Annotated in this window: 28 protein-coding genes and 1 pseudogene; 15 read left to right on the forward strand and 14 right to left on the reverse strand. The window is 45.6% G+C overall.

Going from position 1 to position 26,541, the window contains the following annotated elements; translation table 11 throughout:
* The 5 genes and pseudogenes from BCT11_RS28505 to BCT11_RS26610 all read right to left on the reverse strand — a co-directional run.
* Nucleotides 1-158 (reverse strand): annotated as a pseudogene (locus BCT11_RS28505) (flagellin); the annotation flags it as partial.
* 206 nt (nucleotides 159-364) lie between these two features.
* On the reverse strand, nucleotides 365-1,498 hold the full coding sequence (locus BCT11_RS26595) for a flagellin (protein WP_038891846.1): 1,134 nt from the start codon (nucleotides 1,496-1,498) through the stop codon (nucleotides 365-367).
* Between the two features lie 173 nt (nucleotides 1,499-1,671).
* The gene (locus BCT11_RS26600) at nucleotides 1,672-3,918 is read right to left on the reverse strand and encodes a hypothetical protein (protein WP_102389808.1); all 2,247 of its coding nucleotides are present in this window, start codon (nucleotides 3,916-3,918) and stop codon (nucleotides 1,672-1,674) included.
* Nucleotides 3,919-4,027: 109 nt separating this feature from the next.
* The gene (gene melB, locus BCT11_RS26605; RefSeq protein ID WP_039977120.1) at nucleotides 4,028-5,452 is read right to left on the reverse strand and encodes a melibiose:sodium transporter MelB; all 1,425 of its coding nucleotides are present in this window, start codon (nucleotides 5,450-5,452) and stop codon (nucleotides 4,028-4,030) included.
* A gap of 88 nt (nucleotides 5,453-5,540) precedes the next feature.
* Complete coding sequence (locus BCT11_RS26610) at nucleotides 5,541-6,893, reverse strand: alpha-glucosidase/alpha-galactosidase (RefSeq protein ID WP_102389809.1); 1,353 nt, start codon at nucleotides 6,891-6,893, stop codon at nucleotides 5,541-5,543.
* A 328-nt stretch (nucleotides 6,894-7,221) separates the two neighbouring features.
* Between BCT11_RS26610 and melR the strand changes: the two genes are divergently transcribed.
* The gene (gene melR, locus BCT11_RS26615) at nucleotides 7,222-8,232 is read left to right on the forward strand and encodes a transcriptional regulator MelR (RefSeq protein ID WP_102389811.1); all 1,011 of its coding nucleotides are present in this window, start codon (nucleotides 7,222-7,224) and stop codon (nucleotides 8,230-8,232) included.
* A gap of 78 nt (nucleotides 8,233-8,310) precedes the next feature.
* On the opposite strand, the gene BCT11_RS26620 is transcribed toward melR, so the two are convergent.
* A complete protein-coding gene (locus tag BCT11_RS26620; protein WP_038864787.1) occupies nucleotides 8,311-9,213 on the reverse strand; it encodes a Dyp-type peroxidase in 903 nt (300 codons plus the stop codon).
* Nucleotides 9,214-9,254: 41 nt separating this feature from the next.
* Nucleotides 9,255-9,740, reverse strand: a complete 486-nt coding sequence (locus BCT11_RS26625; protein ID WP_038879208.1) for a DUF2919 domain-containing protein — start codon at nucleotides 9,738-9,740, stop codon at nucleotides 9,255-9,257.
* A gap of 142 nt (nucleotides 9,741-9,882) precedes the next feature.
* Between BCT11_RS26625 and BCT11_RS26630 the strand changes: the two genes are divergently transcribed.
* Both BCT11_RS26630 and BCT11_RS26635 read left to right on the forward strand, forming a co-directional pair.
* The gene (locus BCT11_RS26630; protein WP_038879205.1) at nucleotides 9,883-10,236 is read left to right on the forward strand and encodes a DUF2956 domain-containing protein; all 354 of its coding nucleotides are present in this window, start codon (nucleotides 9,883-9,885) and stop codon (nucleotides 10,234-10,236) included.
* A gap of 1 nt (nucleotide 10,237) precedes the next feature.
* Nucleotides 10,238-10,570 carry a DUF4156 domain-containing protein gene (locus BCT11_RS26635; protein WP_038864781.1) on the forward strand — a complete coding sequence of 111 codons (333 nt, stop codon included), beginning with the start codon at nucleotides 10,238-10,240 and terminating at the stop codon, nucleotides 10,568-10,570.
* Between the two features lie 38 nt (nucleotides 10,571-10,608).
* On the opposite strand, the gene BCT11_RS26640 is transcribed toward BCT11_RS26635, so the two are convergent.
* Complete coding sequence (locus tag BCT11_RS26640) at nucleotides 10,609-10,896, reverse strand: helix-turn-helix domain-containing protein (RefSeq protein WP_038864778.1); 288 nt, start codon at nucleotides 10,894-10,896, stop codon at nucleotides 10,609-10,611.
* Between the two features lie 303 nt (nucleotides 10,897-11,199).
* On the opposite strand from BCT11_RS26640, the gene BCT11_RS26645 reads away from it, so the two are divergent.
* From BCT11_RS26645 to BCT11_RS26660, 4 genes are read left to right on the forward strand one after another with little or no spacing between them, the layout of a single operon-like run.
* Nucleotides 11,200-11,550 (forward strand): ArsC family reductase, encoded by a 351-nt coding sequence (locus BCT11_RS26645; protein WP_038879202.1) that lies wholly within the window; start codon nucleotides 11,200-11,202, stop codon nucleotides 11,548-11,550.
* Between the two features lie 18 nt (nucleotides 11,551-11,568).
* A complete protein-coding gene (dapE, locus tag BCT11_RS26650; RefSeq protein WP_039976994.1) occupies nucleotides 11,569-12,705 on the forward strand; it encodes a succinyl-diaminopimelate desuccinylase in 1,137 nt (378 codons plus the stop codon).
* Nucleotides 12,706-12,746: 41 nt separating this feature from the next.
* A complete protein-coding gene (locus tag BCT11_RS26655) occupies nucleotides 12,747-13,445 on the forward strand; it encodes a M15 family metallopeptidase (protein ID WP_102389813.1) in 699 nt (232 codons plus the stop codon).
* The gene (locus BCT11_RS26660; protein ID WP_038864771.1) at nucleotides 13,442-13,648 is read left to right on the forward strand and encodes a DUF2897 family protein; all 207 of its coding nucleotides are present in this window, start codon (nucleotides 13,442-13,444) and stop codon (nucleotides 13,646-13,648) included. Before BCT11_RS26655 ends, BCT11_RS26660 begins: the two co-directional genes overlap by 4 nt.
* A gap of 122 nt (nucleotides 13,649-13,770) precedes the next feature.
* On the opposite strand, the gene bamC is transcribed toward BCT11_RS26660, so the two are convergent.
* Nucleotides 13,771-14,790, reverse strand: coding sequence for an outer membrane protein assembly factor BamC (gene bamC / locus BCT11_RS26665; protein WP_038879198.1), 1,020 nt, complete (start codon nucleotides 14,788-14,790; stop codon nucleotides 13,771-13,773).
* 66 nt (nucleotides 14,791-14,856) lie between these two features.
* A complete protein-coding gene (gene dapA, locus BCT11_RS26670) occupies nucleotides 14,857-15,735 on the reverse strand; it encodes a 4-hydroxy-tetrahydrodipicolinate synthase (protein ID WP_102389815.1) in 879 nt (292 codons plus the stop codon).
* Nucleotides 15,736-16,144: 409 nt separating this feature from the next.
* Between dapA and BCT11_RS26675 the strand changes: the two genes are divergently transcribed.
* Nucleotides 16,145-16,687: a glycine cleavage system protein R gene (locus BCT11_RS26675; protein WP_038864765.1), complete on the forward strand. Its 543-nt coding sequence runs from the start codon at nucleotides 16,145-16,147 to the stop codon at nucleotides 16,685-16,687.
* Nucleotides 16,688-16,702: 15 nt separating this feature from the next.
* Entirely contained in the window at nucleotides 16,703-17,173 is a 471-nt protein-coding gene (bcp, locus tag BCT11_RS26680) for a thioredoxin-dependent thiol peroxidase (RefSeq protein ID WP_102389817.1), read from the forward strand.
* A 64-nt stretch (nucleotides 17,174-17,237) separates the two neighbouring features.
* Here bcp and BCT11_RS26685 read toward each other — a convergent pair whose 3' ends face one another.
* Nucleotides 17,238-18,308: an AI-2E family transporter gene (locus tag BCT11_RS26685; protein ID WP_102389818.1), complete on the reverse strand. Its 1,071-nt coding sequence runs from the start codon at nucleotides 18,306-18,308 to the stop codon at nucleotides 17,238-17,240.
* 1 nt (nucleotide 18,309) lies between these two features.
* Nucleotides 18,310-18,546, reverse strand: coding sequence for a sulfurtransferase TusA family protein (locus BCT11_RS26690; protein WP_038864760.1), 237 nt, complete (start codon nucleotides 18,544-18,546; stop codon nucleotides 18,310-18,312).
* Nucleotides 18,547-18,815: 269 nt separating this feature from the next.
* On the opposite strand from BCT11_RS26690, the gene BCT11_RS26695 reads away from it, so the two are divergent.
* The 4 genes from BCT11_RS26695 to BCT11_RS26710 are packed head-to-tail and all read left to right on the forward strand — an operon-like array spanning nucleotide 18,816 to nucleotide 21,671.
* The gene (locus BCT11_RS26695; RefSeq protein ID WP_038864759.1) at nucleotides 18,816-20,270 is read left to right on the forward strand and encodes a M48 family metallopeptidase; all 1,455 of its coding nucleotides are present in this window, start codon (nucleotides 18,816-18,818) and stop codon (nucleotides 20,268-20,270) included.
* Nucleotides 20,271-20,286: 16 nt separating this feature from the next.
* On the forward strand, nucleotides 20,287-20,637 hold the full coding sequence (gene arsC, locus BCT11_RS26700; RefSeq protein WP_038864758.1) for an arsenate reductase (glutaredoxin): 351 nt from the start codon (nucleotides 20,287-20,289) through the stop codon (nucleotides 20,635-20,637).
* Nucleotides 20,638-21,210, forward strand: a complete 573-nt coding sequence (gene wrbA, locus BCT11_RS26705; protein WP_038864757.1) for an NAD(P)H:quinone oxidoreductase — start codon at nucleotides 20,638-20,640, stop codon at nucleotides 21,208-21,210. It abuts the gene before it with no gap.
* A gap of 20 nt (nucleotides 21,211-21,230) precedes the next feature.
* On the forward strand, nucleotides 21,231-21,671 hold the full coding sequence (locus BCT11_RS26710) for a DUF2069 domain-containing protein (protein WP_038864756.1): 441 nt from the start codon (nucleotides 21,231-21,233) through the stop codon (nucleotides 21,669-21,671).
* A gap of 82 nt (nucleotides 21,672-21,753) precedes the next feature.
* On the opposite strand, the gene BCT11_RS26715 is transcribed toward BCT11_RS26710, so the two are convergent.
* Nucleotides 21,754-23,052 carry a DUF2066 domain-containing protein gene (locus tag BCT11_RS26715; protein ID WP_102389820.1) on the reverse strand — a complete coding sequence of 433 codons (1,299 nt, stop codon included), beginning with the start codon at nucleotides 23,050-23,052 and terminating at the stop codon, nucleotides 21,754-21,756.
* 236 nt (nucleotides 23,053-23,288) lie between these two features.
* Here BCT11_RS26715 and BCT11_RS26720 point away from each other — a divergent pair, with 236 nt between their 5' ends.
* Complete coding sequence (locus BCT11_RS26720) at nucleotides 23,289-24,542, forward strand: uracil-xanthine permease family protein (RefSeq protein ID WP_038879185.1); 1,254 nt, start codon at nucleotides 23,289-23,291, stop codon at nucleotides 24,540-24,542.
* Between the two features lie 129 nt (nucleotides 24,543-24,671).
* Here the strand turns inward: BCT11_RS26720 and upp are convergent, their stop codons facing one another.
* Entirely contained in the window at nucleotides 24,672-25,298 is a 627-nt protein-coding gene (gene upp, locus BCT11_RS26725) for a uracil phosphoribosyltransferase (protein WP_005533963.1), read from the reverse strand.
* 179 nt (nucleotides 25,299-25,477) lie between these two features.
* Here upp and purM point away from each other — a divergent pair, with 179 nt between their 5' ends.
* Nucleotides 25,478-26,518, forward strand: coding sequence for a phosphoribosylformylglycinamidine cyclo-ligase (gene purM, locus BCT11_RS26730; RefSeq protein WP_102389822.1), 1,041 nt, complete (start codon nucleotides 25,478-25,480; stop codon nucleotides 26,516-26,518).
* Nucleotides 26,519-26,541: the final 23 nt, after the last annotated feature.

The following is a 26,541-nucleotide window of genomic DNA, read 5'->3' on the forward strand; positions in this document are numbered from 1 at the left end:
GAAGACAAACGCTCCATAGAAGTTTGTTGTGCTGAGTTTGCGTTGTTTAGGTAACGCTGAGCGGTCATCGCTGATACGTTTGTGTTTACATTCACTGCCATGGTGATTTCTCCAATTGATTTTCCGATGTAGCGGTTTCCGACGTCTCGGAAAACCAAGTAGTTCTCTCAAAGTTACTTTTATTAACGGCGCATGCCCTGTTTTCTTTAGAAAAATTTTTAGATTTTTTTGAAAATAATTCGTTTGGAGGGGTAATCGTGACGAAGCGGATAAAAAAGTAAAAAAACTTTCATTTTTCGCTAAAGCTTCTTTTCGAATTGTCGATACAGGCTGATTTTGCGTTAAATTTGTGTGGTGCGAACCATTAACCAAGCAGCGTCAAGGCAAGATTTGGCGCTTGTTTTGCTTGTGCCAGAATAGAAGTACTGACCTGTTGTAAGATCTGCTGCTTCACCATTTGCGTGGTTTCTTTAGCGTAATCCGTATCTTGAATGCGGCTGTTCGAAGCCGCTAGGTTTTCGTGGATGTTATCCAGATTATTGATCGCGTGATTAAAGCGGTTTTGATACGCACCTAACTCAGCACGATGGCTATCAACGTACTTCATCGCAGTATCTAGGACGGCCACGGCTTGTTGCGCACCACCGACTGACGTAATGTCGATGTTATCAACCGCATCGTAACCTTTTAGCTGCAACCCAAGTTCACTCGCTAAATCACCTGAAAACGATAAAGTGCCTGAAGTTTCTTCTCCAGCCATAAATAGCTGTAACTGACCTTCTTCATTCACAGATGCCGTGACTTTGTCAGTTTGACCATTGATATAGGTCGCAAGCTCTTCGATATCGTCGCCAGCTTTGGCATTAATTTGAATGGTTTCCGTTTCGCCAAAACGATTAGTAAATGACATGCTAAGATCATTCGCGCCATCTTTTACTTGCCAATCAGAGCTTGCGCGTCCGTTTGCAATGTAGCTAAAGCCGCCCATATCAATGCCATCACTGCGCATCGACTTTAATTCAACTTGCACTGCTTCACCTGACGCTGCGCCAATTTGAAATGCCGACTTACCAAAGCTGCCATTCAGCAGTTTACGCCCACCAAAAGAAGTAGTTTCCGCAATGCGGTTTAACTCATCGTTGAGTGCAGAGACCTCTTCTTGCAGCGCAGTACGTTCCGCTTTGCTGTTTGAACCATTGGCTGACTGGAGCGACAAATCACGCATGCGCTGCATGATATTGGTCACCTCATTCATCGCGCCTTCCGCAGTTTGCATGATGGAAATGCCGTCATTCGCGTTACGCACAGCGACATCTAAACCACGCATTTGCGATTGCAGACGGTTGGAGATTTGCAGACCCGCAGCGTCATCCTTCGCGCTGTTAATACGCTTCCCTGAAGACAAACGCTCCATGGATTGGTTCAGCATGTCGGTTGCACTGGTCAAATGACGCTGTGCGACAAGTGCTGCCACATTGGTATTAACGGTGATCGCCACAAATATTGGTCCTGAAATTAAGGCTTTGGATACTTATCGACCAAATTAAAGAAACGTTTAGTGTTTTTTTAAGAAAAGTGATGCGGTTGCGCATTTCCCGACGAGACAGCGAATAGCAAAAAGCCTAGTGATGGTGCACTAGGCTTTGTGGTTATTCGCTGTGGTGACTCAGACTACTTTCGAACTTCAACACTTGAGTTGGCGGTAAGCGTGACAATTACATAACTCACCTTCTGTCCGTTCACGTATTTGTGCTTGGCAGAAACAGACTGTTCGTCAACGATAAGTGTCGGGTAATCGCCATAGAACCAAGCTTCCCACTCTAAGTTTTCCTCAGAGGTATTGGTAAGTGTCGATCGCTCTAAGCCATCATGACGCAAAGTTAGCTCGTGCTCTCCCATCGGAAGCTGCTCAACTTGCAACCAGTCAATATCATCCGTGAGGTGAGATGCAGTTACGACTCGATGGTTTGCCGCATCAGGCTTGATGCCCATCAATCCCTCAATGGTATTCGAAATAAAGGTAAAAGAGATTTCAGGATAGTCACCGTTAGTACCTTGAGTTGGGCGCTCATGGGGCTCGTCTTTGATATCCATGATGTACTGCATCCACTTCCATGCTTCCGCATTACGATTGTAAGGGAAGTAGGTTTCAGGGATATAAGTGTAAGCCTCAATGTTGTATGGCGCTTCCGGCGTACTTCCAATTCCATCACCCAGATTTTCTGTAATAAAGTCTAAGTAGCTGTCGTTACGTTCTCCAGGTTCAGTGATCAGCTTCATTGGCATGAACCAGCTGTTTTCTTTACCGAAGTCATTCATACGGAAACCATCACGCTGAACGATGTTAACGTAGTTATCCAACGGTTTATTTGGATCCGCAATACTCCATTCTTCATTAAAGAAATCTTTAAGTTGCTGTGCTTTCTCTTGCCAAAGCGCTGCCTCGCTGTACTCTTCTCGAGCCCCAAGCATTGCAGCATACGCGACCGTCGCTTGGTATTGAGAGCCTATGCCATCACCGGCTTCGATTGGGAATTCACCACGCTCGTTGTAAGTTGCGGAGCCTTCAAAAATACCACCATAACCCTCAGCAATACCGTTAGGATCTTGATCGTCGTGAAGCGTGATATAGTCCGTTAGCACCTTGGTGTAAAAACGCCATAAATCTGGGTCTTCGATGTAACGCTTGTCTCCTGTCCATTGATATTGCTTCCATGCTTTTTCTACAAACTCAAATTGAGCAGGTACTTCACGTACAAACCAGCTGTCATCTTTGTAGTCAATGGTATGTGGCGTGCCATCAAAGTTAACCGCCCACAAGGTATACCATTTTCTCGATTCCGTAGAATGCTTAGCGAAGGTCTTAAACATCGAAAAGTTTTCGGCATCTAGACCAGCAATTTTCGCCCCACTGACTTGATGTAAGAAGTCGCGAGAGTAAAAGGCAGTCCGATCAAAATAGCTGGCCCAATAAGATGGAATGTAGTCTGCGGTGCCATCACCATCATTATTGTTCTCATCACGGTTAACCAGATCATGTTGCCCCGTCATAACGAAGCGACGTGTTTTATCAATTGCCCATTCAAACGAATCTTGAAGTTTCTGATTCGAGGACGTGACGACAACCTGCTTCTCTTTTTCAATCGCCGTTACTGTCCATTTTTCTTCTTTACCATTTGCATCGGTTACTACCGCTTGCACTGGTTGAGTAAAGTCCACGACTTCACCGACATCCAAGCTTGATCGACTTTGTTCAGAAACCAAAAGTGTACTCACCGTTATGGCACTTAAATCGGTGCCATAAGGCACTTGGAACTCAACGGTTTGCTGAGTTTTATCAATGCCCGTCACACCGACCTGTTGCTCGGCTTTAAATTGGATGATTTGATTAAAACTAACAGGCTGGCTCTTGTTCACTCTTACCAAAGACACACTGTCGACGCTCACCCCTCCGACATCAGACCCTGTAAACCAGACTTTAATTTGCTCGCCTTTCTCTAGTGGAATAGCAGGCAGAGTATTTGGCTTATATAGTTCCCCTTCTGTATTTTCGTCTTTGGTTTTTTCAATCGTCTGGCTGACGAGAACCTCATCGGTCAGGTTACTTAAGCCAAGAATGGCGTCATCACTTGGGCTGCTGATGTGGGCGGATAAATCATAAAAACCCGTTTCAGGAATGGTGACTATTTGGCTCACATGATGGTTGGTTCCGGTGGCAATCCTCGCCATCGACTCACCAACATAAGCATCTTCATACTTCACATTGGCAAACCAGTAGCTCCATCCTAAACCGTCATTTTCAAAGGTAGAATTTGAGACAAGGTTATCGCCTTTCGAAGAATCATCATCAGACGAGCTATTACAACCGGACAAAGCAAGGGCGACAAGAATCGCTGAAGCAAGTATTTTCAGTTTCATTTTTTTCTCGTAGGGATAGCGTGGTTATTGGATAACGTTTATTCGGGATGCTGCCGGCGACATGAAATGAAGACACCGGCATGTTAATTTTTAATAGCTGTAAGGTGCGTTAAACCGCTTGAATGGATTCTGGAGAGACTTTCGTTTTCTCATCAGAATCATTGGCCACAATATGGTCGTATTTCTCGGTCAGATGATCCTGAATTTTTTGGTGGTAAGCACCGTTGAGTTTGTAGAAGCGGAAGTACACAACCAAAGCGATAGCAAAGAAGAATGCTGGCAGACCAACCATGATGCATTGCATGCCAAATACTGTGTCTGGGCTCTGCTCCATGTTTGGAACATAGTCCACAGCAGTTAACGCGATACCAATGAAGAAAGCCGCAAAAGCTGAACCTGCTTTAACCACCAGCGTTTGTACTGAGTACGCGATACTCTCGCAGCGAGAGCCCAGTTTGTACTCACCGTAATCCACTGTATCCGCCACCATAATGACGTTCAGCACCCAAAATAGCGCCGTACCGATTTGCAATAACACACCCGCTGTAGAAATCAGCAGAATGCTTTGTTTGTCGTACATGCCTACATAGATAAGTACCGCACTGCCTAGGATCGGGAAGCTCGATGCGCACGCCCATAAAACTCGACGTGAGAACATTTGCGCCAATTTAGGGAACAACACCAGTGTAATTAGGTTCGCAATACCAGCATAAGCCATGTAGTAAGGGAAAAGTTCTTCGTTTCCGACTACATAGGTGAAGTAGTAAACCGCAAAGGCTGTGATGATGTTGGTAGCGAGGTTGTATGACAGTGCCATACAAAGAACGCTAGTCAGTTGGTCATTTTTGTAGATAAGCGAGAGGAGCTTCTTCAGCGAGACCTTTTCTTCAGGTTTCGTCACGTCAAGATTGCTGGTTGAGTAACGCTCTTTCACGTTACGTAGCGTGATATATGTTGAGACTAGGAAACAACCGACAAGCAAAATGGCAAACACTTGGAAACCAAATCCTTTGTCGTCGCCCCCGACATAATTGACGAACGGCATTGCGATAGCGGCGGTAACAATCCATGCAAGGCTGGCAAAAAATCGTGGATAAGGAACCAACTCTTCACGTTCACGTTTATCCAATGTTAATGTCGGAACCAGTGACCAAAAAGGAATGTCCATCAAAGTGTAAGTCATGCCCCATAAGATGTAAGTAACCGCGGCGTAAGCGATCAGCCATGGCCCTTCTATGTGATGCGCACTAAACAGCATGATTAACACAACTGAGTTGGTGAGCGTGCCGACTAAGATCCAAGGTTTAAACTTACCCCAACGAGAGCGGGTGTTATTCACGATCCAGCCCATAATCGGATCGTTCACAGCATCCCAAATACGCGCGATTAAGAAGATGGTCCCCACCGCAGCAGCCGAGAGGCCAACAACGTCGGTGTAATAGAACATCAGATACATGTAAACGATGGTGATAGCGAAGTCTTTACCAAATGCGCCAAAGCCGTAGCTCAGCTTGGTATTCATAGAGATACTCATTTGTTACTCCTTACGCCCCCTCATCGAGAAGGCGCAGTATATTCACGTTATTGTCGTTTTTATTGATATTGGTTTTGTGAGTCTGGATTTACTGATGCACCCACGCTGGCAACCAACCTTCGTGTGCTTCTATCAAGTCATCAACAAGGGCATAAATCTCTTCGAGTCCAAGCACTGCTGCAGTGTGAGGATCAAGCATGGCGGCATGGTAAATGCGGTCACGGTTTTCCGTGAGGATGGCTTCTGTCAGCAGCGTTTGAACATTAATGTTGGTCTGCATTAATGCCGCTAAGTGATTTGATAAGCGTCCTGCTTTGATAGGTTGAATGCCGTTTGCGTCCACCAAACAAGCCACTTCCACACAACAACCTTGTGGTAAGTTGTCAATTAACGCTTCGTTCTTCACGTTGCCGTAGATAACACTCGGCGTGCCTGTCCAAATCGAGTTCATGATGGTACTCGCGTATTCATGTGACTCTTTGACGGTGATTTGATCCGCGTTTTTGAAGTCTTCGAGGTCTTTTTTCCAGTCTGCAATTTGTTCTACACAACGTTTAGGATATTCATCAAGTGGCACTTTATAACGTTCAATCAAATCTGGGCGATTTGGCTTAATGAAATATGGCGTGTATTCAGAAAAATGTTCTGAAGATTCCGTTACGAAGTAGCCCAACTTCTTAAACATCTCGTAGCGGACTAGGTTGGTGCAGCGACCATTGTGGTGCAAACCCGGCTTCGGCGCTTTGCCCGATTCAAATGCCTTAAGCAGTTCAGGATAAATGTCGACATACTCCCCCTGCTCGTTTTTCTTTTCGAGCGTCAGGTAGTAAGCCATGTGGTTAATGCCTGCACAGGTGTAACGAAGGTCTGAGTATTGGATATCAAGGTCGCGAGCCAGCTCTTCCGCCGTCCCTTGCACGGAATGGCACAAACCCACTTGTTTGATATGAGGGTATTTCTCGTACATCGCCCAAGTGTTCATTGCCATTGGGTTAACGTAGTTAAGCATGGTAGCGTTTGGACAGATCGCCGTCATGTCCTCGCATACGCTCCAAAGGTGCGGAATGGTGCGAAGTGAGCGCATGATGCCGCCTGGGCCTAATGTATCTGCAATAGTTTGCTCTAAACCATGACGCTTACAGACTTCAAAATCCGTTACGGTACATGGTTCATAACCGCCAATTTGGAACGCAATAACCACGAAGTCTGCGCCTTGCAATGCCTCTTTCTGGTTTAAGTGGCAAGTGATCGTGCCCGTTGCTCCGGATGACTCCATTAACTTGCTTACAACGAGATGTGACTCTTCTAAACGGAGTTCATCAATATCCATCAAGGCAATTTGCGCCCCTTTGAACGCTGGCTTGTGGAACACATCGCCAAGAATGTTTTTCACAAAAATCGTCGAACCCGCACCGATAAATGTGATTTTAGGGCTTTTCATAGTTGAATCCTTTTTGCTTTCATACTTTTGTTTCGATGCATTTAAGTTACACCTGTCGCAAGGCCGAATTCGTCTCAGATAAACCAATCACTCTCCCGTTTCCTAATATTTAAAATCAACCAATAAAAATTCTTAGGAAATGGGATATTTTTGTGTAAATCACGGATAAAAAAGGTGGGAAGATACACTGAGGCTTGCTAGCACGGCGATTTAAGTCACATAACCAAAATCTTATAAAACAGAGTAATCGGTGTTTTTGAAGCTGTTCTGAGTTTTGTTTCAACAGATTTAGTACAAAGAACTTATACAGTTTCCTAAGAGGTGGGCGATGGCGAAGGTAGAGTCCAAGGCAGAGTTAGATACATTGAAAGTCGTGATTCAAGATAAGTATTCTTCCGAAACGGTTTCTGTAAGCCCACTTTCGCTGTACTCATCCTATGAAAAAATCGATATCGAGCTTAGGCCGCCCCACTCTATGCCGGGTTATCACTGGCATGGGCAAGTCGAGGTGAACATTCCTTTTGGAGATGACGTCGAGTACATCATTAATGGCAGCCCTGTGATTGTGAAAGCTGGTTCAATCGGTCTGTTTTGGGCTTCTGTCCCGCATCGACTAACGAACCCAGGGCATAGCCATAACATGGGAATCATCAATATCCCTATTCATCACTTTATGTCGTGGACGTTAAATCGGGACTTAGTTAATCAAATCACCCATGGTTGCGTATTGCAGTCGAGTTCAAACTCACTAGTCAGTGAATTTGAGCTAGCTCGTTGGGCCGAGGAAATGACCCATCCTTCAGAGAGTCGCCAGCAATTGGCAATAGATGAAATAGGACTCATGTTAAAAAGGATGAGCCTAGATGGCTGGGAACAACTGATCGTTAATCGACAAGAGAAATCGACGAAAAAAGGCGTATCTAAACATTCGCAGTTTTACGTCAGTCAAATGCTGGAATACATTGCCACCCATCATAACCAGCCGATCACGATAAAAGATATTGCAGAACACATTGGACTGCACACCAATTATGCGATGAACGTGTTCCAACGAACCATGCAGATGACCATCAAGCAATACATCACGGCAATGCGGATTAACCACGCCAGAGCACTGTTGAGTGATACTGACCGGACAATTTTAGATATCGCTTTAACGGTAGGCTTTAATTCTAGCAGCCGATTTTATGAGACTTTTCAGAATTATATTGGTGTAACGCCAACGCAATATCGCAAGAAGTCACGCGAAGATCATCGCTGGAGCAGTCACAGTACCAGCCCACTTTACGAACTAGAGAAAGGCGCCATTGATGGCAAAAGACCACTGACAGTCAGTTAGTCTTATCAGGCAAGAATGAGGGGAAACAAAAAAGGCAGATCACTCTGCCTTTATAATCATTGGAGAGTTGGCGAAGAATTACTTAATCGCCAATTCCGCTAGCATTTCTTGTGAAGGAGCGAAGAAGTACGCACCTGTTACTGCTTTGGTAAAACGAAGCAGTTGGTCAGTCTTACCATCAGTCACACCATACATGCTCTCTAGCATTACTTTGATGTTGTGGATGTTGTTGCAGTAAGAGATGAACAACAAGCCGTGTGCGCCAGTTACCGTGCCGTATGGCAAGCTGTGTCGAACGATCTTAAGGCCTTTGCCTTCTTCTTTGATGTCCACACGACCTACGTGAGAAGCAGCAGGAACATCTTCTAGCTCGATAGAATCTGGTTTAGTACGGCCAATCACTTTCTCTTGTGCAGACACGTTCAAACGGTTCCATGCAGGAAGGTTGTGCTCAAAGCGTTGAACCATCACGTAACTACCACCAGCGAAAGCACCGTCTTTGATCAACGCTACGTCAGCACGTGCATCGCCTTTCGGGTTTTCAGTGCCGTCGACGAAATCTGTCATGTCACGAGCATCTAGGTAACGGTAACCGTATGTCTCATCAACCACTGTCACGTCTTCTGCGGTGTCTACTAAGAACTTACGTAGAACGTAGAAGTGCAAATCATGACGCGTTGAGTGGCAGTGGATCAGAACATCTACGTCCGACGCAGGCGCTACGATGTCGCCTTCACCCAATTGAGGGAAGTCAATCAACTCTTCTGGCATTTGCATGTTTAGGTGCTGCCAAAAAGATTTGGTGAATGCGATAGAAAGGGTTAGATCTGCACCTGGTTGGCTCGCATTGAGCTCTTTTACTAGCTCAGGAAGCGCTTTCAGTTTCGCCAACACGTTTTCACGGTTTTGGTTCACTTTCAACTGAGTGTAAAGTGCAAATGGACCTGCTTCAGGCACAATCGCCGTTTGAGCTTGTGACATTGAGATTTCCTCTATACATTGCCCCTTGCGGGAGCTTTGTTTTAATTTTTTGCTGGCTGTTCTTCTTTGTGCTCAACCTGTGGCACGTGGAAACAGTCTTTTACCCATCTTCCATTAAAAAGATAGATCATAAACCAAGTTAACAAGGTAATTGTAAGCGCGTTCGCCCAATTGAAAACACCATGTTCGAGATAGACATGATACATGGTCTGCGCCAGTTGAATACCGCACAAGATCAAAGTCATCGCACGACCATGCTGAGTAATTTGATTCACCCAACCTCTGTCAGGATGACGCAAGCCCATCAACCACATCAATAGCAGGCTTGGAATACCCATCGATAGCCCGAGGTATAACGTATTAGAGTCAGGGTAAACAATCGATAGTATCTTGCTACCGCTGTCTCTACTCACTCCTGCCATGGCAAACACCACCCAAGAGCGCGCTAGGAACATCCACCCTAGCCATAACATAATTGGCGCTTTCAAAAATCCATGAGCGTCGTACTGATCGAATGAGTAACGCACAATATCGTCTTCTTAGTTTCATAAAAATGCCACTTTAACCGATCGCTTCAGAGTTGCAACACCGCAAACATGAGAACTAAAGTTCATTTCGTCATCTTACGCAGGTAAACTAAGGTTAGATTTACAGCGACGTCGAAAAAATATGAAAAAGAAAAACACAACAGCACCCGTTCCTTCCCAAGAAACCCAAACTGAAGCGATGAAAATTGCGAAAGCTACACAGAAGCCAGGCCAAACCAAAGAGCAAACCAGATTGGTCGCTCAAGGCATCGAAAAAGGCATTGCTCAGTACAAGAAGCAACAGAAAGAACGCAATCGACAAGCCGATAAAGCGAAGAAAAAACAGCAAAGAGAAAAGCAGCGCCAACATGAAGATACTGCTGAGCAAGAAATGGGAATGGTTCAAGAGCCAGCAACCAAACCAACCATCTTGCCGTGGGCGTTACTTGTTCTTAGTTGGATTGGTTTTGCCGCCTATATCGTAATGGGGAGATAACATGTTTCGTTATGTGATGACAGGAAGCATCGCACTGGCTTTGATGGGATGCTCAACGCCTTCGACTTTGTCTTCTATACCAAGTGACAGTGTACAAATTCGCATTGATAGCCAATTTAACCCACAACATTGTGAATACCTAGGTGAAGTAACAGGCAGTGAGGGGCACTGGTATAGTTACTTGTTCTACACTAATGACGCAATGATGCAGGGCGCAATGCATGACCTGAAAAACAAGGCATCTGCCATAGGCGCGGACACGGTGTTTATGATCTCCCCTCAAGACTTTGTCACTTCATTTAGCGTGCTAGGTGTTGCCTACCGCTGCCAGTAGGTCTATTTCGAATGTAAAAAAAGCCAGCTATTGCTGGCTTATGCACGAAATCCAAGACTGCTAGCGATATCTCCTTCCCGCTCAAGAACCCATTGAACATCAAAAGGCCCCCAATCTGAAAGTTGGTAATAGCCGTCATTATGACGTCGGCCATCTTGAACGAAGATAAGCTCGATGCCGATCCCCGGTAATGCCTTGAGTACATCTTGAATAGTACGACGAGGCCACCCCGTTCTTTCGATCAATTTTGGTACATTTGGCCTTTCTAGGTTTTCCACCAACAAGGCCAAATATAGCCGCCTTGCAAAAACAGGACTCAATTCCATTGACACCTCCTAAAATTGTGCTGATTCATTATTTCTTTTTTGCCCAGAGAGATGTTGCGTTTGATCAATAACTCGACTTTTCCGTGCTATTTAGCCGAGTTTTTTATCAATCTGGATGCCATTTGGTGGTGGATTGAGCTACTAACTCAAACGAAACAGAGCAAAGTTACGCGAAATATTGTCTGCATCATTTTGTCAGTTTGGTTGCTTCTTGATAGGATGCTTAAACAGCCAAAAACAACGCTACATCGGTCATTCATAACGCAAACCGATGAGTAAAAAACAAAAAGAAAAGGAATTAATATGACGATCACCATGTTCGGCATCCCAAACTGCGACACAATTAAAAAAGCCAAAAAGTGGCTAGAAGCAGAAAACGTAGCATTTGATTTCCACGATTACCGTAAACAAGGTATCGACGCTGCAATGGTTACTGAATTTTGTAACGCCTTGGGATGGGAACAAGTCCTCAACAAACGCGGCACGACTTTCCGCCAACTGACTCAAGAACAGAAAGATTCACTAAACGCAGAGAACGCGATTGCTCTATTGGTGGAAAACCCAGCAATGATTAAGCGTCCAATCTTGAAAGTGCAAGATCAACTTCATATCGGTTTCAAAGCAGACCAATACGCGACCATTTTTAACTCTTAATGTAAGGAATACTCAAGGATGACAGACAGTCCAGTACTGGCACTCGCTAAAGACCTGATCAGCCGCCAGTCCGTAACGCCTGAAGATGCAGGCTGTCAGGATGTAATGATCGAACGCCTAAAAGCACTAGGTTTTGAAATCGAAGTGATGGTGTTTGAAGACACCACAAACTTCTGGGCTCGACGTGGTACAGAAGCGCCACTGTTTGCTTTTGCCGGTCACACCGATGTGGTGCCTGCGGGCAAGCTAGAGCAATGGGACACCCACCCATTTGAACCAACCATTATCGATGGTTACTTACATGGTCGCGGCGCGGCAGATATGAAAGGCTCATTGGCTTGCATGGTGGTAGCGGTAGAACGTTTTATCGCAGAAAACCCAAACCATAAAGGCTCTATTGGCTTTTTGATCACTTCTGACGAAGAAGGCCCATTCATTAACGGCACCGTTCGCGTGGTTGAAACCCTAATGGCACGCGGTGAGAACATCGATATGTGTATCGTAGGCGAACCTTCAAGTACAGAAGTCGTTGGCGATGTGGTGAAAAATGGTCGTCGTGGATCGATCACTGGTGACCTAACGGTAAACGGGACACAAGGTCATGTCGCCTACCCTCACCTAGCAAACAATCCCGTTCACCAGTCTCTAATGGCGATTCACGAACTCGCGACAACCGAATGGGACCAAGGTAACGACTACTTCCCTCCAACCAGTTTCCAGATCCCGAACGTTTCAGCAGGTACCGGTGCATCTAACGTCATTCCTGGCGAGTTTAATGTTCAGTTCAACCTGCGCTTTAGTACCGAGCTAAGCAACGACATCATCGTTCAACGCGTAACAAAAACGTTAGACAAACATGAATTGGATTACGACTTAAAATGGACCTTCAACGGCGACCCGTTCTTAACAGATACTGGTGCGCTACTGGATGCCGTAGTTGCAGCAGTGGATGAAGTTAACAACACAAAACCAGCCTTGCTAACAACAGGCGGCACATCGGATGGTCGCTTTATCGCCCGCATGGGTGGTCAGGTGGTTGAACTTGGTCCTGTTAATGCGACGATTCATAAAGTGAACGAGTGCGTGAAAGTTGACGACTTAGAGAAGCTAACTGACATGTACGAAAATACATTGAAGCACCTGTTAGCAAAATAAACCGCATAAGAACGCACAACAACGTATTTAACGAGAACACCATGACACCAGAGCAACTTACCGGAATCACCGATTCGCATCTGCAATCTACCTTAGTCGGGCAAAAGGCTTTTATGCTTCATCCTGAAGTGGCTGACGATTTGCTTAAGATGATTGAAGCGGCAACCGAAGCAGGCTTTAAGATGGAAATTGCCAGCGGCTTTCGTGATTTTCATCGCCAAAAAGCCATTTGGAACGGTAAGTTTTCTGGTGAATTGCCAATTCTTGACTCGAATTCCCAGCCTCTTAACAAAGCAGAGTTAGGCGACGAAGAAAAGCTCATGGCGATTCTGCGTTGGTCAGCTCTGCCCGGTGGTAGTCGTCATCACTGGGGCTGTGACTTTGACGTTTATGCTCGCAACTTATTGCCACAAGACACCATGCTTCAATTAGAGCCTTGGGAATACCTTGATGGTCACCAGCGTGCATTCTATCAATGGTTAGCCGCTAACCTTAGCTCATTTGGCTTTTTCTTTCCTTATCAACAAGACTTAGGTGGTATCGCTATCGAACCTTGGCACATTAGCCATAAAGCAGTAGGACAACAGTGCCTCGCGCACCTAACGCCTGCGCTGCTAAAAACTCAGCTGACGCAGCAAAATCAGCTCGATAGCATTGCAGGGATTGAAGTCATACTGAATAATTTGGATAACGTCGTAGAACGATTCATTCAAAACATCACGCCGCCGGAGGCTCTATGATAGAACTGCTAACCAACCCTTGGGTCATTATCATCATAGTGCTCAGCATCGTTGTCGGTAATATTGCTGCGCTTAAGTACACTGCTAAGATGAAGTTTGGTCAGATGGATAAAGGTCGTAAGAACGATTTAGACAAACTGAATGAGCTAGACAAAGAACGCTACGACGATAAAGGCCAAAAGAAGAAAGACGAACCTCGTTAATTTAAGAGTGCTCTTTCACTCAAAATCGTAGACTGAACATTAGACCAAGGCATCGTATCCAGAAGATCAAAAAAGGGACCACTGAGGTCCCTTTCGTTTATCTGTCTTGAAGACAATTGTAGCTAGTCTTTCACAACCGCGGCTAATACTGGCGCTAGTGATTTCAAGAATTCTTCCTCTACTGGCTTACCAGAAGAGTCCGTAATGTTGATTGAAGTACGGTTGCCTAAATCACCCAATAGGAAAGTGTACTTACCTGGGGCTAGGTCAACTGGCTTCACGCCGATGTCATTCCAGAATTCATCATCTGGAGATGCGTACTTCGCGGTCACCGTACCTTGAGATTGGCTGCGTTCTTCAATCTTGAAGCCCATCTTAGGTAACGTATCTGGGAGACGATTCCAAACCACATTGTACTGAGCACGAGCGATGATCACTGGCAGGCCACTGCGATCTTTACCCATTGTGATAGGGATGTGCTTCACAAGCTCTTGCGCCTTACGCTGTGCTTCTTCACGAACGTGTTGATCATAACGCGCCGTTACCAAGTTAGTCATAAACACGTTGTAACGCTCACGGTTAGTACGTGTCACTTCTTTGACTTGGTTGCCTTCGCGCCAGTCAATCAAGCTAACCTTAAAGCCATGACGACCATTCATCTCACCACGAGTGATTTCGTATCGGCTACCGATTTCCATCTCTTCGTCTGGTGAGTTCCAAGTGACCCAACCGGTTTCAATGCGGTTGTCAGTTTGGCTTTCTACAGGAATCTTGTTCTCAGAAACCATCTCTTGAACCGTTCGCCAAACTTTATCCAATTCATCCTTGCGAAGCAGCCATAGTGTCACTTCACCGTCGCTGCTACGGTCAAGACGAGCGCCAGGAATCAGTTCCAGTACTTGTTGAGGTGGGCGAATATCCACGTTTTTACCAATACCACCGCTGTAGTTTCCTTGAGGAATGCGGTAGTTAGGGTAAAACTGAGGAACAGCACCTGCGGGTACACTCCACTCTTCCAGAGATGGGGTGTTCAAATACTCGAAGTCGTCTTTTGCTTGACGACGTTGGTTGGCACCGCCTGAACAGGCAGTCAATACGAATACAGCTAGTGAGCTTAACACTAACTGGCTTGAAAGCTTCATTTATACTCCTAAAACACTGAGGGCGTACTTGCCCCCAGCATGAACTTCAATCCTAGTCACTCAATCTTAATAAATGCGGGCGTCTGTTAACGCTTGTTCCACAACTGGCTGAGATTTTTCAGAAAGCTCGACAAGAGGAAGACGTAAACCACCTTCTTCAATCAAACCAAGCTTATGTGCTGCCCATTTTACTGGGATTGGGCTTGATTCAACGAACAGATTTTTGTGCAGTGTCATCAAACGTTGGTTGATAACTTCTGCTTCTTCGTACTTATCTTCACTTGCCAAATGGAACATGTCAGCCATGTCTTTAGCCGCAATATTATTCGTTACCGAGATAACGCCGTGACCGCCAAGTTTAACAAATTCTAGGCCAGTCGCATCATCACCACTTAGTAAGATAAAATCTTCGCCACAAAGTTCACGGTGAAGTGCAATTCGGCTTAGATCGCCGGTTGCGTCTTTTAATGCCACGATATTATCAAGCTTTGACAAACGTGCCACTGTCTCAGGCAATAAATCTACTGCAGTACGACCTGGTACATTGTACAAAATTAGAGGTACATCACTCGCTTCAGCAATAGCTTTGTAATGTTGGAACAAACCTTCTTGTGTTGGTTTGTTGTAGTAAGGCGTCACACTCAGGTAACCAGAGATACCAGAATCCGCTAATAATTTGCTAAACGTAACTGCTTCGTGGGTTGCATTTGCGCCCGTACCAGCAATCACTGGGACACGACCGTCCGCAAACTCAACGATTTTATTAACGACCTTTACATGCTCTTCAATGGTCAGAGTCGCAGACTCACCTGTCGTGCCTACTGCCACAATACCGTCAGTACCTGCTTCTACATGGTACTCAACAAGCTTTTGCAGACCATCAAAGTCTACTTCACCATCTGGCTTAAATGGTGTAATCAGCGCTACGATACTTCCTGAAAACATGTTTATCTCCCTCAATTTACTCTTTCTGCATGGTACTGTAATGCGATTGACAAACACAAGAGCGTAAACTCGCTTACAAAGTACAAATGAATGAATAATTACCAGTTGTTAGAGGTCTCGCAACTAAATTGTGAATTTTGTTCTCAATTCCAGCCATTCTGATAATCGTATTGTCTTGTGGCAAGCCATTACCCAACTCAGCTTGCCATCTTAAATTAGCCGCGGAATATACTCTTTCACCTTTAAGCTCAAGTCAGCACTGAGTGAATTAATAGAGTGCTCAACAACCAAAGTGTTCACATAATCAACAAAGCGTTTCCATGAGTTTAAAAAAAGAACTGACTCGACATTTCTCTGTTGTATCTGTGCTAACATCTCTCTATTGAAAGAAAGGACAAGAAGCTCATTTATGAAGCAACATCTGGTACTTACAGCGGTTGGAACGGATCGTCCGGGCATATGTAACCAAGTGGTTAGGCTCGTCACTCTTGCTGGCTGTAACATTGTCGATAGCCGTATCGCTATCTTTGGTAATGAATTTACCCTCATTATGCTACTTACTGGGAATGCCAGTAATGTCACCCGTGTTGAGACACAATTGCCACTGCTTGGGCAAGAACATGACCTTATTACCATCATGAAGCGAACGTCGGCGCACGAGTTGCTCGACAACAGCTACACCATGGAAGTGTTTATTGAATCTGAGGACCGCATCGGTCTTACGGAAAAATTCACTCAGTTCTTCGCTGATAAACAGATTGGCCTACATTCTCTTAGTGCGCAAACCATCAGTAAATCAAAAATTCAGCTCGATGCGGATCAATTCCACATCGCAATCACTGCATCAGTGAGTGCAGACTGTAACCTGATGCAACTGCAAGAAGAATTCGATGAACTTTGTCATACGCTCAACGTACAAGGTTCTCTGAATTTCATTAAAAACACACTATAAGTAAAGGAAATAATAATGAATACGCTGACAGCAGGCTCGCCAGCGCCATCCTTCTCTTTGCTCGACCAAGATGGCAACACCGTTTCTTTAGGTGATTTTAAAGGTAAAAAAGTTCTGTTTTACTTCTACCCTAAGGCGATGACGCCGGGTTGTACGACCCAGGCAAAAGGTCTGCGTGATGTAAAAGCAGCGCTAGATGAACACAACGTTGTCGTTTTAGGCGTAAGTATCGATCCAGTAAAACGCCTTGGTAAATTCATCGAGCGTGATGAGCTAAACTTCACGCTACTTTCAGACGAAGATCATGCAGTTGCAGACCAATTTGGCGTTTGGGGCGAGAAGAAGTTCATGGGTAAAGTGTACGATGGCCTTCATCGCATCAGCTTCCTAATCAACGAAGAAGGCGTGATTGAGCACGTGTTCAACAAGTTCAAAACCAAAGATCACCACGAAGTGGTTGTGAACTACTTGAAGGAAAACGCGTAAGCTTAGCTTTCATCCAAATACCAAAAAGCTCAGCAATTGCTGGGCTTTTTATTGAAATCAGTTTCTATTCTTGTATCGGTTCGGCTTCTTCCGAGCTTGGCAGCGCGTTCCATACTGCTTTCACCAACGTCGCCAATGGAATAGCAAAGAATACGCCCCAGAAGCCCCACAATCCACCAAACACCAATACTGCGACAATGATAGCCACTGGGTGAAGGTTGACTGCCTCTGAAAACAATACTGGTACTAATACGTTGCCATCTAGTGCTTGAATAATACCGTAAGCAATAAGTAACCAGTAAAACTGAGGCGATAAACCCCATTGGAACAAACCAACAATCGCCACAGGTACTGTCACCGCTGCCGCACCGATATAGGGGATCAGAACGGATAAGCCCACGGCAACCGCAAGCAGCGCTGAGTAACGTAAATCAAGAATCGCGAAGGTTACGTAGCTCACACCACCAACGATAAGAATTTCAAGCACTTTACCGCGAATGTAATTCGAGATCTGTTCGTTCATCTCATGCCAAACTTTGTTCGCCAACTTACGGTTTTTAGGCAGAATACCGCTTGCCATGCGTAGCATTTCTTCTTTGTCTTTCAGTAGAAAGAACACCAACAGAGGAACGAGAATCAGATAAACCGCTAACGTAGCCAAACTGACGAGTGACGCCAACGAACCTTTCACCACACTTTCACCTAAGCCTATTGCTTGGTTTTTCGCATTGGTTACCAAGGTTTCCACGATTTGTAAGTTCGCCAGTTCTGGATAACGCTGTGGTAAAGTAGCAATGAACTTTTGCAGACCAGCATACATGTTCGGAATGTCGTTGATTAGGTTGCCGACCTGAGTCCAGATGGTTGGCACTAAGCCAAACACCGCAATCAGCATCAAGCCAATGAAAATCAAAATCACCGTAATGACAGAAAAAGTACGTGGAATCCCCAAGCGACACATTTGCGTCACTGGCCACTCGAGTAAATATGCGAGAACGATGGCAACTAACAACGGTGCAATCAAATGCCCGAAGAAATAAATGGTGATAAAGCCGAACAGCAAGATCGCTACGAGGCTCACGGCGTGTGGGTCTGAAAAGCGTCGCTTATACCAACGACTTACCATCTCAAGCATCTTATGATGATTCCTTATTGAAGACTGTCAAAATGAAGTGTTCTGACGTGGATTCGCAATCCACTGTATAGCCTTGATTTTGCAAATACTTCACAATGTCTTGTTTAGAGCTCTTGTCTACAACTTGAATAACAAGCTGTTGAAACTGCGATGTTTCTCCTTGAAACACTTCAGCTGCGTGACGCTTAGCAAGTAACAGTGCCATAGGGCAGCGTTGATCACGCAAATCAAGTAACATGGATTCCATTGTATTGCTCTGCAACTATGATAGGGTTGTATTGTAACGGCTTTTTGAGCTGGTGCTAGTGATTTAAGCGTAGACGACAAAGACTTCTAAATTAACAATTTGAAGTTATGTGTATGACAATTGACGAAACCAATTCGTTTATTTTCGGTCTTATAGCTAGCATATTCATCCGACACGGATGACCATAAAGCCTGTGCTGACGTTGAAAGGAATTCATCTCTCAAGCACAGACTCGGTATTTTGGAGAATCTTTAAACCGTATGTTAAAACGCACTCGCTCGCTAGTTTGTTTATGCCTTGCTGCTGCATTGAGTACACCAACACCTATTTACGCCAATAGCCTTGATCTCCCTGATATTGGTACGGCAGCTGGAGGCACTCTGACGATAGATCAGGAGTTGATTTACGGTGACGCCTACATGCGTATGCTCAGAGCCAGCAGCCCTATTGTTAGCGATCCCGTCATCAATGAATACATTGACACACTTGGACACCGTTTGGTCGCCAATGCGAATGACGTAAAAACTCCGTTCCACTTCTTTATGATCCGTGACCGCAACATCAACGCATTCGCCTTCTTTGGTGGTTACGTTGCCCTGCACTCGGGTCTATTTTTGCACGCTCGTACTGAAAGTGAGCTTGCCTCTGTTGTGGCGCACGAAATTGCCCACGTTACACAGCGTCACCTTGCGCGAAGCATGGAAGAACAAGCTCGTCGCTCGCCAGCTACGATGGCGGCACTAGCTGGTGCGCTGTTGCTTGCTATTGCCTCTCCAGAAGCGGGGATGGCAGCAGTGACGGCGGCAACAGCTGGTAATATGCAGAGCCAAATCAACTACACTCGCTCAAACGAGAAAGAAGCCGACCGTTTTGGTATTGCGACCTTGGCAAAAGCTGGGTTTGAAGCTCAAGCAATGCCTCGCTTTTTTGGTCGTCTTGCGGACGAATACCGTTACGCAAGTAAGCCCCCCCCAATGCTTTTGACTCACCCATTACCAGAAGACCGTATTACCGACAGCCGAGCACGTGCTAGAGCGTATCCACCATTGCGAATTCAACCATCTATCGATTACCACCTGACACGCGCTCGCATTGTAGCCCGCTATGCAGGCATTGATGGACAAGCAGCGATGGGGTGGTTTGAACGAACACAGAAAAAAGCGTCACCAGAAATTGTCCCGTCTTTTGATTACGGTCGCGCGCTGGTGCATTTAGATAATAAGCGTCTCGATAAGGCTGAACCGTTGTTGAAAAAACTGCTTCAACAAGACCCAGCGAATCCATTTTATCTTGATGCCATGACAGATCTGTACATCGAGCAGAAACAGCCGCAAAAAGCCGTAGATATGCTAAGTCGTGCCTTAAAGCGCAATCCACAAAACAAAGTGCTGACCATCAACTATGCCAACGCTTTGTTGGAAGCGAATAAGAATGAAGAAGCCGTACGTATTCTTCAACGTTACACGCACGATAACCCAGAAGACACTAATGGTTGGCACCTTCTATCAAAAGGTAACCACGCACTGGGCCGCAATGACGAAGAACTTGCCGCTCGCGCGGAAATTTTAGCGCTGCGAGCTGGATGGAATAAAGCCATTCAATATTATTCTGAAGCGAGTAAAATTGCAGATCTGGGCAGCTTGAAACAAGCACGATACGACGCTCGTATCGACCAGTTAATGATCCAAAGAGATCGATTCATGGCATTACAATAACGAAATGGAGAAAACCATGTCAGTCGTGATTTATCACAATCCTCGTTGCTCAAAGAGCCGTCAAACACTGGAACTGCTAGAGCAAAATGGTGTGACACCCGAAGTGGTTAAATACCTAGATACACCGCTTAACGTGGAGCAACTCAAAGCACTTTACACTCAACTTGGGTTCTCTTCAGTTCGCGAAATGATGCGTACAAAAGAAGACATCTACAAAGAGCTTGCTCTAGGTGAAGCGTCAGTGACAGACGAGCAACTGTTCGAAGCAATGGAAAAAAATCCAAAGCTTTTTGAGCGCCCTGTTGTTGTTGCAAACGGCAAAGCAAAAATTGGTCGCCCGCCAGAGCAAGTATTGGACATTCTATAAATGGATTGCCAGGTTCTCATTTTGTATTTCAGCCGTCATGGCTCTACAAAACAGCTGGCAAGACAGATAGCAAGGGGAGTCGAGTCGACTCCTCATTGTGAAGCGATTTTGCGTACAGTTGAAGAATTGTCACCTCACTCACAGCCTCCTTCTGATCCAATTGTTACTCTAGAAGAGTTGAAAAAGTGCGACGGTCTTGCGTTTGGCAGCCCAGTTTGGTTTGGCAACATGGCCGCACCACTCAAACACTTTTGGGATCAAACCACACCTTTGTGGGTAAACGGTGACCTTATCGATAAACCTGCTTGTGTGTTTACCTCATCATCTTCTATGCATGGTGGCCAAGAAACCACGTTACAGAGCATGATGACACCACTGCTGCATCACGGCATGATGGTGTTGGGAATCCCCTATTCAGAGCCAGAACTGCACACCACCCAATCAGGTGGCACACCATATGGCGCAAGCAGTGTAGGACAAGAACCAAGTCTTACGGCAGAAGAGATTCGTCTCGCACAGCAATTAGGAAAACGACTGGCAGCGACAGCACAAAAGCTGAAAGGCAGTCAGTAAGCTCAAGGATAAGTAAATCGATGACTGACTCTATCGACCAACCACCTCTCAGCAAGCAAACTCAAACCTATCGTTATATGGCGCTGTTTGGCAATTTAGCGCTACTGGCTTGGGTCGCCATTTGGCAACTGGCCTTATCGCCTCACCCACACCTGAGCAGTACCACATTAGCCATTGCTTGGTGTGTTCCGTTACTGCTCCCATTACCGGGAATTTTAGCGGGTAAGCCATACACCCACGCGTGGGCAAACTTTGTGCTGATGCTGTACTTCTTACACGGTTTGACCATTTTATACGTCGATGATGGTGAACGCTGGCTTGCCGTTGTCGAGTTACTACTCACCTCACTGGGCTTCTTGGGTAACATCTTGTTTGCACGAGCGAGAGGTAAAGAGCTAGGGTTGAAATTGAAACGCCTTTCTCAAGTTGAAAAGGAAGAGAAAGCCAAATTCAACAAGTAGTCTCGTGAAGTTTCAAAATCAAAAAAAGAGTCGCACTAGGCGACTCTTTTTATTTGTTTGAAACCCCAATCAAGACCGTCGATTAACCAACATCTTCTGGATTTTCTACCGTATCTTTTTCTAGCACAGGCGCAATTTCAGAATCCGCATCCAGCTCTGGCTCAACTTGTGCACGAACCGGAGCTTTCCACTTGTAAATAAGGTCATATTGCTCTGGAACTGGCTGAGCAACAACAGGCTGTTTCGCTTCTACTGCGCTCTGCTCTGCCGTCAACTCTTGAACCACAGCACCACTCTCTGTAGCTTGGCCTTGCTCTGTATCAGCAGGAAGTTGCGCTGGTTGCGCAGGCGCTTCTGGAAGTTGTACCGCCGCCGGTTCTAAACCCGCCATTGGATCTTCGGTGACTTCCAATGGACGAATAGAGGAAGCTTCTTGTTCAAACGCTTGTTGAGAAGCAAGGAGGTGAATAGTCAATGTCACAGCATTGCCTCGTACACGCTTGATCTCGGTGCTCGCCACTGAGTTTAGCTTAGTTAGGGAATCCTCTAGGTTGAAGAAATCCATTGCTGATTCAACATCAACCACTTTTACATCGATCTCTTCTGAAGATTTGCTCGAGACAACAACCGCGCTTTTCTTCGCATAATAATCAGCGATACCACCAATCATCGCCGGAATCGCATTCGCACCAGAGGCAGAGCCACTACGTGGCGATTGCTTAGACTCAGACAATTGTGTTGGCGCTTGGTCATACAAAGTCCAACGGATCTTGTCACCTTGTACGCGTACAACCAAAACGGCATCCACTGGGTAACGTTGGCTTGCTTGGCTGATTGGGTCAACAAAGCCGCCCCACAAATCAGACACGTTCACACCGGTAACATCATCAAAGTCACCCACAGGCATCGTGATAGGTAAACCTCGTGACTGTGCCGCATCACGCAACGCTGCAACACTTGAAGAATCAGAATGCTCCCAAGTGATAGTACGGTCATAACCTTGTTCTTCCACTAACCAAACAAGAATGTTGGCACGACTTGCTGACCACGTTGGCAACTGTGCTTGCGTCAACAATGAACGGATTTGGCCACTATTGAACAGCATCTTCAAACTGCTTTGACCATCAAGTTGGCCGTAACCAAGTTGAGAAATATAGCGAGAACTTGAACCCACTGCTTTCTTAATTACTGGGTTGCTAAGGGAAGATTCGCTGCCTGTTGCACGCACAATCACATCTTGCATACCTTGTTGACGGGCGAGTTCTTCGCCGTCTTTTTGCTCACTGTCGATCGCCACTTCGGCACGATAGATATCCACCTGAGTTAATGCATAAACTGGCAGAGACAACCAACCTATCAATAAGAGAGCTAAATAGCGCATAGTTTTCATAATCCTCTGTACAAGAACACGCATCATAAGCAACTATCAAACGGTGAGCAAGAAGAGTACTGAGTGAATTGTCTGTATTCTGACCAAGTTAAAACCCACCATGAAAACAAACTATTCGTCTCTGTTATAAATCCATACAAAAGTTTGATCTAGGCAACATTGCAATCGATTGCCAGATGGTAATATTCGCCGGATTTGTCTGCGTATCTCTGAAATAGGAAATAATTATGAAAAACGCGTTACAAGGCGCTCAGATGCTCTTTGTCGCTTTTGGTGCTCTCGTGCTGGTACCACTTCTTACAGGCCTAGACCCAAACGTTGCTCTGTTTGGTGCTGGTGTCGGTACTCTTCTTTTCCAACTGATTACTAAACGTTCTGTCCCTATCTTCCTTGCCTCTTCTTTTGCGTTTATTGCTCCTATTATGTTCGGTATCCAAACTTGGGGTATCGGTGCAACCATGGGTGGCTTGATGGCTGCTGGTTTAGTGTACGTTGGTCTTGGTGCGATGATCAAAGTACGCGGCGTTGGCTTTATTCATAAAATTCTGCCACCTGTGGTTGTCGGCCCAGTGATCATGGTGATAGGTCTTGGCCTCGCTCCTACCGCGGTCAACATGGCAGTAGGTAAATCGGGAGACGGCGCGATTCAATTAGTGAATGGCGATGCGGCGGTGATCATCTCAGCGGTATCACTTTTAACGACTATTACACTAAGCGTGTTCGCGAAAGGCTTCCTAAAGTTGGTTCCTATCGTCGGCGGTATTTTGGCAGGCTACACAGTATCCCTGTTCTACGGCGTGGTTGATTTCACACCGGTTGCTCAAGCAGCTTGGCTTGCAATGCCAAACTTCACTGCACCAGAGTTCAACATCAATGCGATCTTATTCATGATCCCAGTGGCTATCGCTCCAGCAGTAGAGCACGTGGGTGACATGCTTGCTATCTCAAACGTAACGGGCAAAAACTACCTGAAGAAACCAGGCCTGCACCGCACTATCGCCGGTGACGGGGTGGCAACAATTGCAGCTTCTATGGTTGGCGCACCACCAAATACCACGTACAGCGAAGTAACAGGAGCGGTAATGCTAACGAAAGCGTTCAACCCTGTAATCATGACATGGGCAGCGGTTACTGCCATCGTACTTGCGCTGGTAGGTAAGCTAGGTGCGATTCTACAAACCATTCCAGTCCCGGTAATGGGCGGTATCATGATTCTACTGTTTGGTTCTATCGCAACTGTCGGCCTAAACACACTGATTAAAAATAACGTTGATCTACACAAATCACGTAACCTAGTAATCGTTGCGGTAACGCTAGTGTTTGGTATCGGTGGTATGGCTTTCGGTATTGGTGAGTTCAGTCTACAAGGTGTGAGCCTGTGTGGTATCGTGGCAATCATTCTTAACCTAGTGCTACCACACGACCTTGGTGAAAACCACGTGGTAGATAATGCACAGATGGAAGAAGACAACGCGAAGTAAGTATGGTGCGGCTTGATTGATTTAAGTCGCCCTTCCTGATCTCGTAGCTCGCTTCTAAATAGCAGAGACAAAAAAGGCTTGGTTTTCACCAAGCCTTTATTTTTTTGAAATTCAGTAAAGCAATAATGCTTATTGAGTACCGAAGATCTTGTCACCTGCATCACCAAGACCAGGAACAATGTAACCTTTGTCGTTTAGCTTCTCATCGATTGCCGCTGTGTATAGCTCAACATCTGGGTGCGCTTTTTCTAGCGCTTCGATACCTTCAGGAGCCGCTACAAGAACAAGAATCTTGATTGCCTGACAACCTTTCTCTTTTAGAAGATCGATTGTTGCGATCATAGAGCCACCAGTTGCAAGCATTGGGTCAACAACTAGAGCGATACGCTCATCGATGTTTGAAGCAAGCTTGTTGAAGTATGGCACTGGCTCAAGTGTTTCTTCATCACGGTAGATACCTACAACACTGATACGTGCGCTTGGCATGTGCTCAAGAACGCCATCCATCATACCTAGACCTGCACGCAGGATTGGCACTACTGTTACTTTCTTACCCTTGATTTGGTCAACTTCTACAGGACCATTCCAACCTTCAATGGTTACTTTCTCTGTTTCAAAGTCTGCAGTCGCTTCGTAAGTAAGTAGGCTACCGACTTCTGTCGCTAACTCACGAAAACGCTTCGTGCTGATGTCACCTTCTCGCATTAGACCGATTTTGTGTTTCACTAGAGGGTGTTTAACTTCAACAACTTTCATTTCCATCTCCGGCTTTATTGGCAATATTTAAACAAACCTTCAGATTATACATGATTTTTGCAGGGATATCAGGATAGATCACTAAAGAAAAAAACCGACGCAAACGTTTGCTATCTGTATTTAACCACTGGTAGAATAGCGCCGTTTTCATATCCAACTTAAAAACCGAGGACTTCCCTGTGAGTGGTAACAACTCTTCTCTTAGCTATAAAGACGCTGGTGTAGATATTGATGCAGGCAACGCGCTTGTAGATCGTATTAAAGGTGCGGTTAAGCGTACTCGTCGCCCTGAAGTGATGGGTGGTATCGGCGGTTTTGGCGCATTGTGTGAATTGCCGACAAAATACAAACAACCTGTACTAGTTTCTGGTACTGACGGTGTAGGTACAAAACTTCGCCTAGCGCTGGATATGAACAAGCACGACACTATCGGCGTTGACCTAGTGGCAATGTGTGTAAACGACCTAATCGTTCAAGGTGCTGAGCCCCTATTCTTCCTAGATTACTACGCAACAGGCAAGCTAGACGTAGATACCGCGGCAGACGTGGTTTCTGGTATTGCTGATGGCTGTGTTCAAGCAGGCTGTGCACTAATCGGTGGTGAAACTGCTGAGATGCCGGGCATGTACGAAGGCGAAGACTACGACGTTGCTGGATTCTGTGTTGGCGTAGTAGAAAAAGAAGACGTGATTGACGGCACGAAAGTGGCAGCAGGTGACGCATTAATTGCTGTTGGCTCAAGCGGTCCACACTCAAACGGTTACTCTCTTATCCGTAAGATCCTAGAAGTTTCTGGCGCAGATAAAAACGAAGAGCTAACAGGTCGTACTATCGGTGAGCACCTACTAGAACCAACTAAGATTTACATCAAATCAGCACTTAAGATGATTGAGAAGCACGACATCCACGCGATTTCTCACATCACGGGTGGTGGTTTCTGGGAAAACATCCCACGCGTACTACCTGAAGGCACAAAAGCCGTTATCGATGGTAGTAGCTGGGAATGGCCAATCATCTTCAAATGGTTACAAGAGAAAGGCAACGTTGAGACACACGAAATGTACCGTACGTTCAACTGTGGTGTGGGTCTAGTCGTTGCACTTCCAAAAGACCAAGCAGACGCTGCGGTTGCTCTTCTTAAAGAAGAAGGCGAAAACGCATGGGTGATTGGTGAAATCGCTCAAGCAGAAGCCAATGAAGAGCAAGTTGAAATCCAATAACTTGTGAGTTGCGCTACATAACG

It is taken from the genome of Vibrio sp. 10N.222.52.B12, from assembly GCF_002875385.1.
GTDB classification, from domain to species: Bacteria; Pseudomonadota; Gammaproteobacteria; order Enterobacterales; family Vibrionaceae; genus Vibrio; species Vibrio jasicida.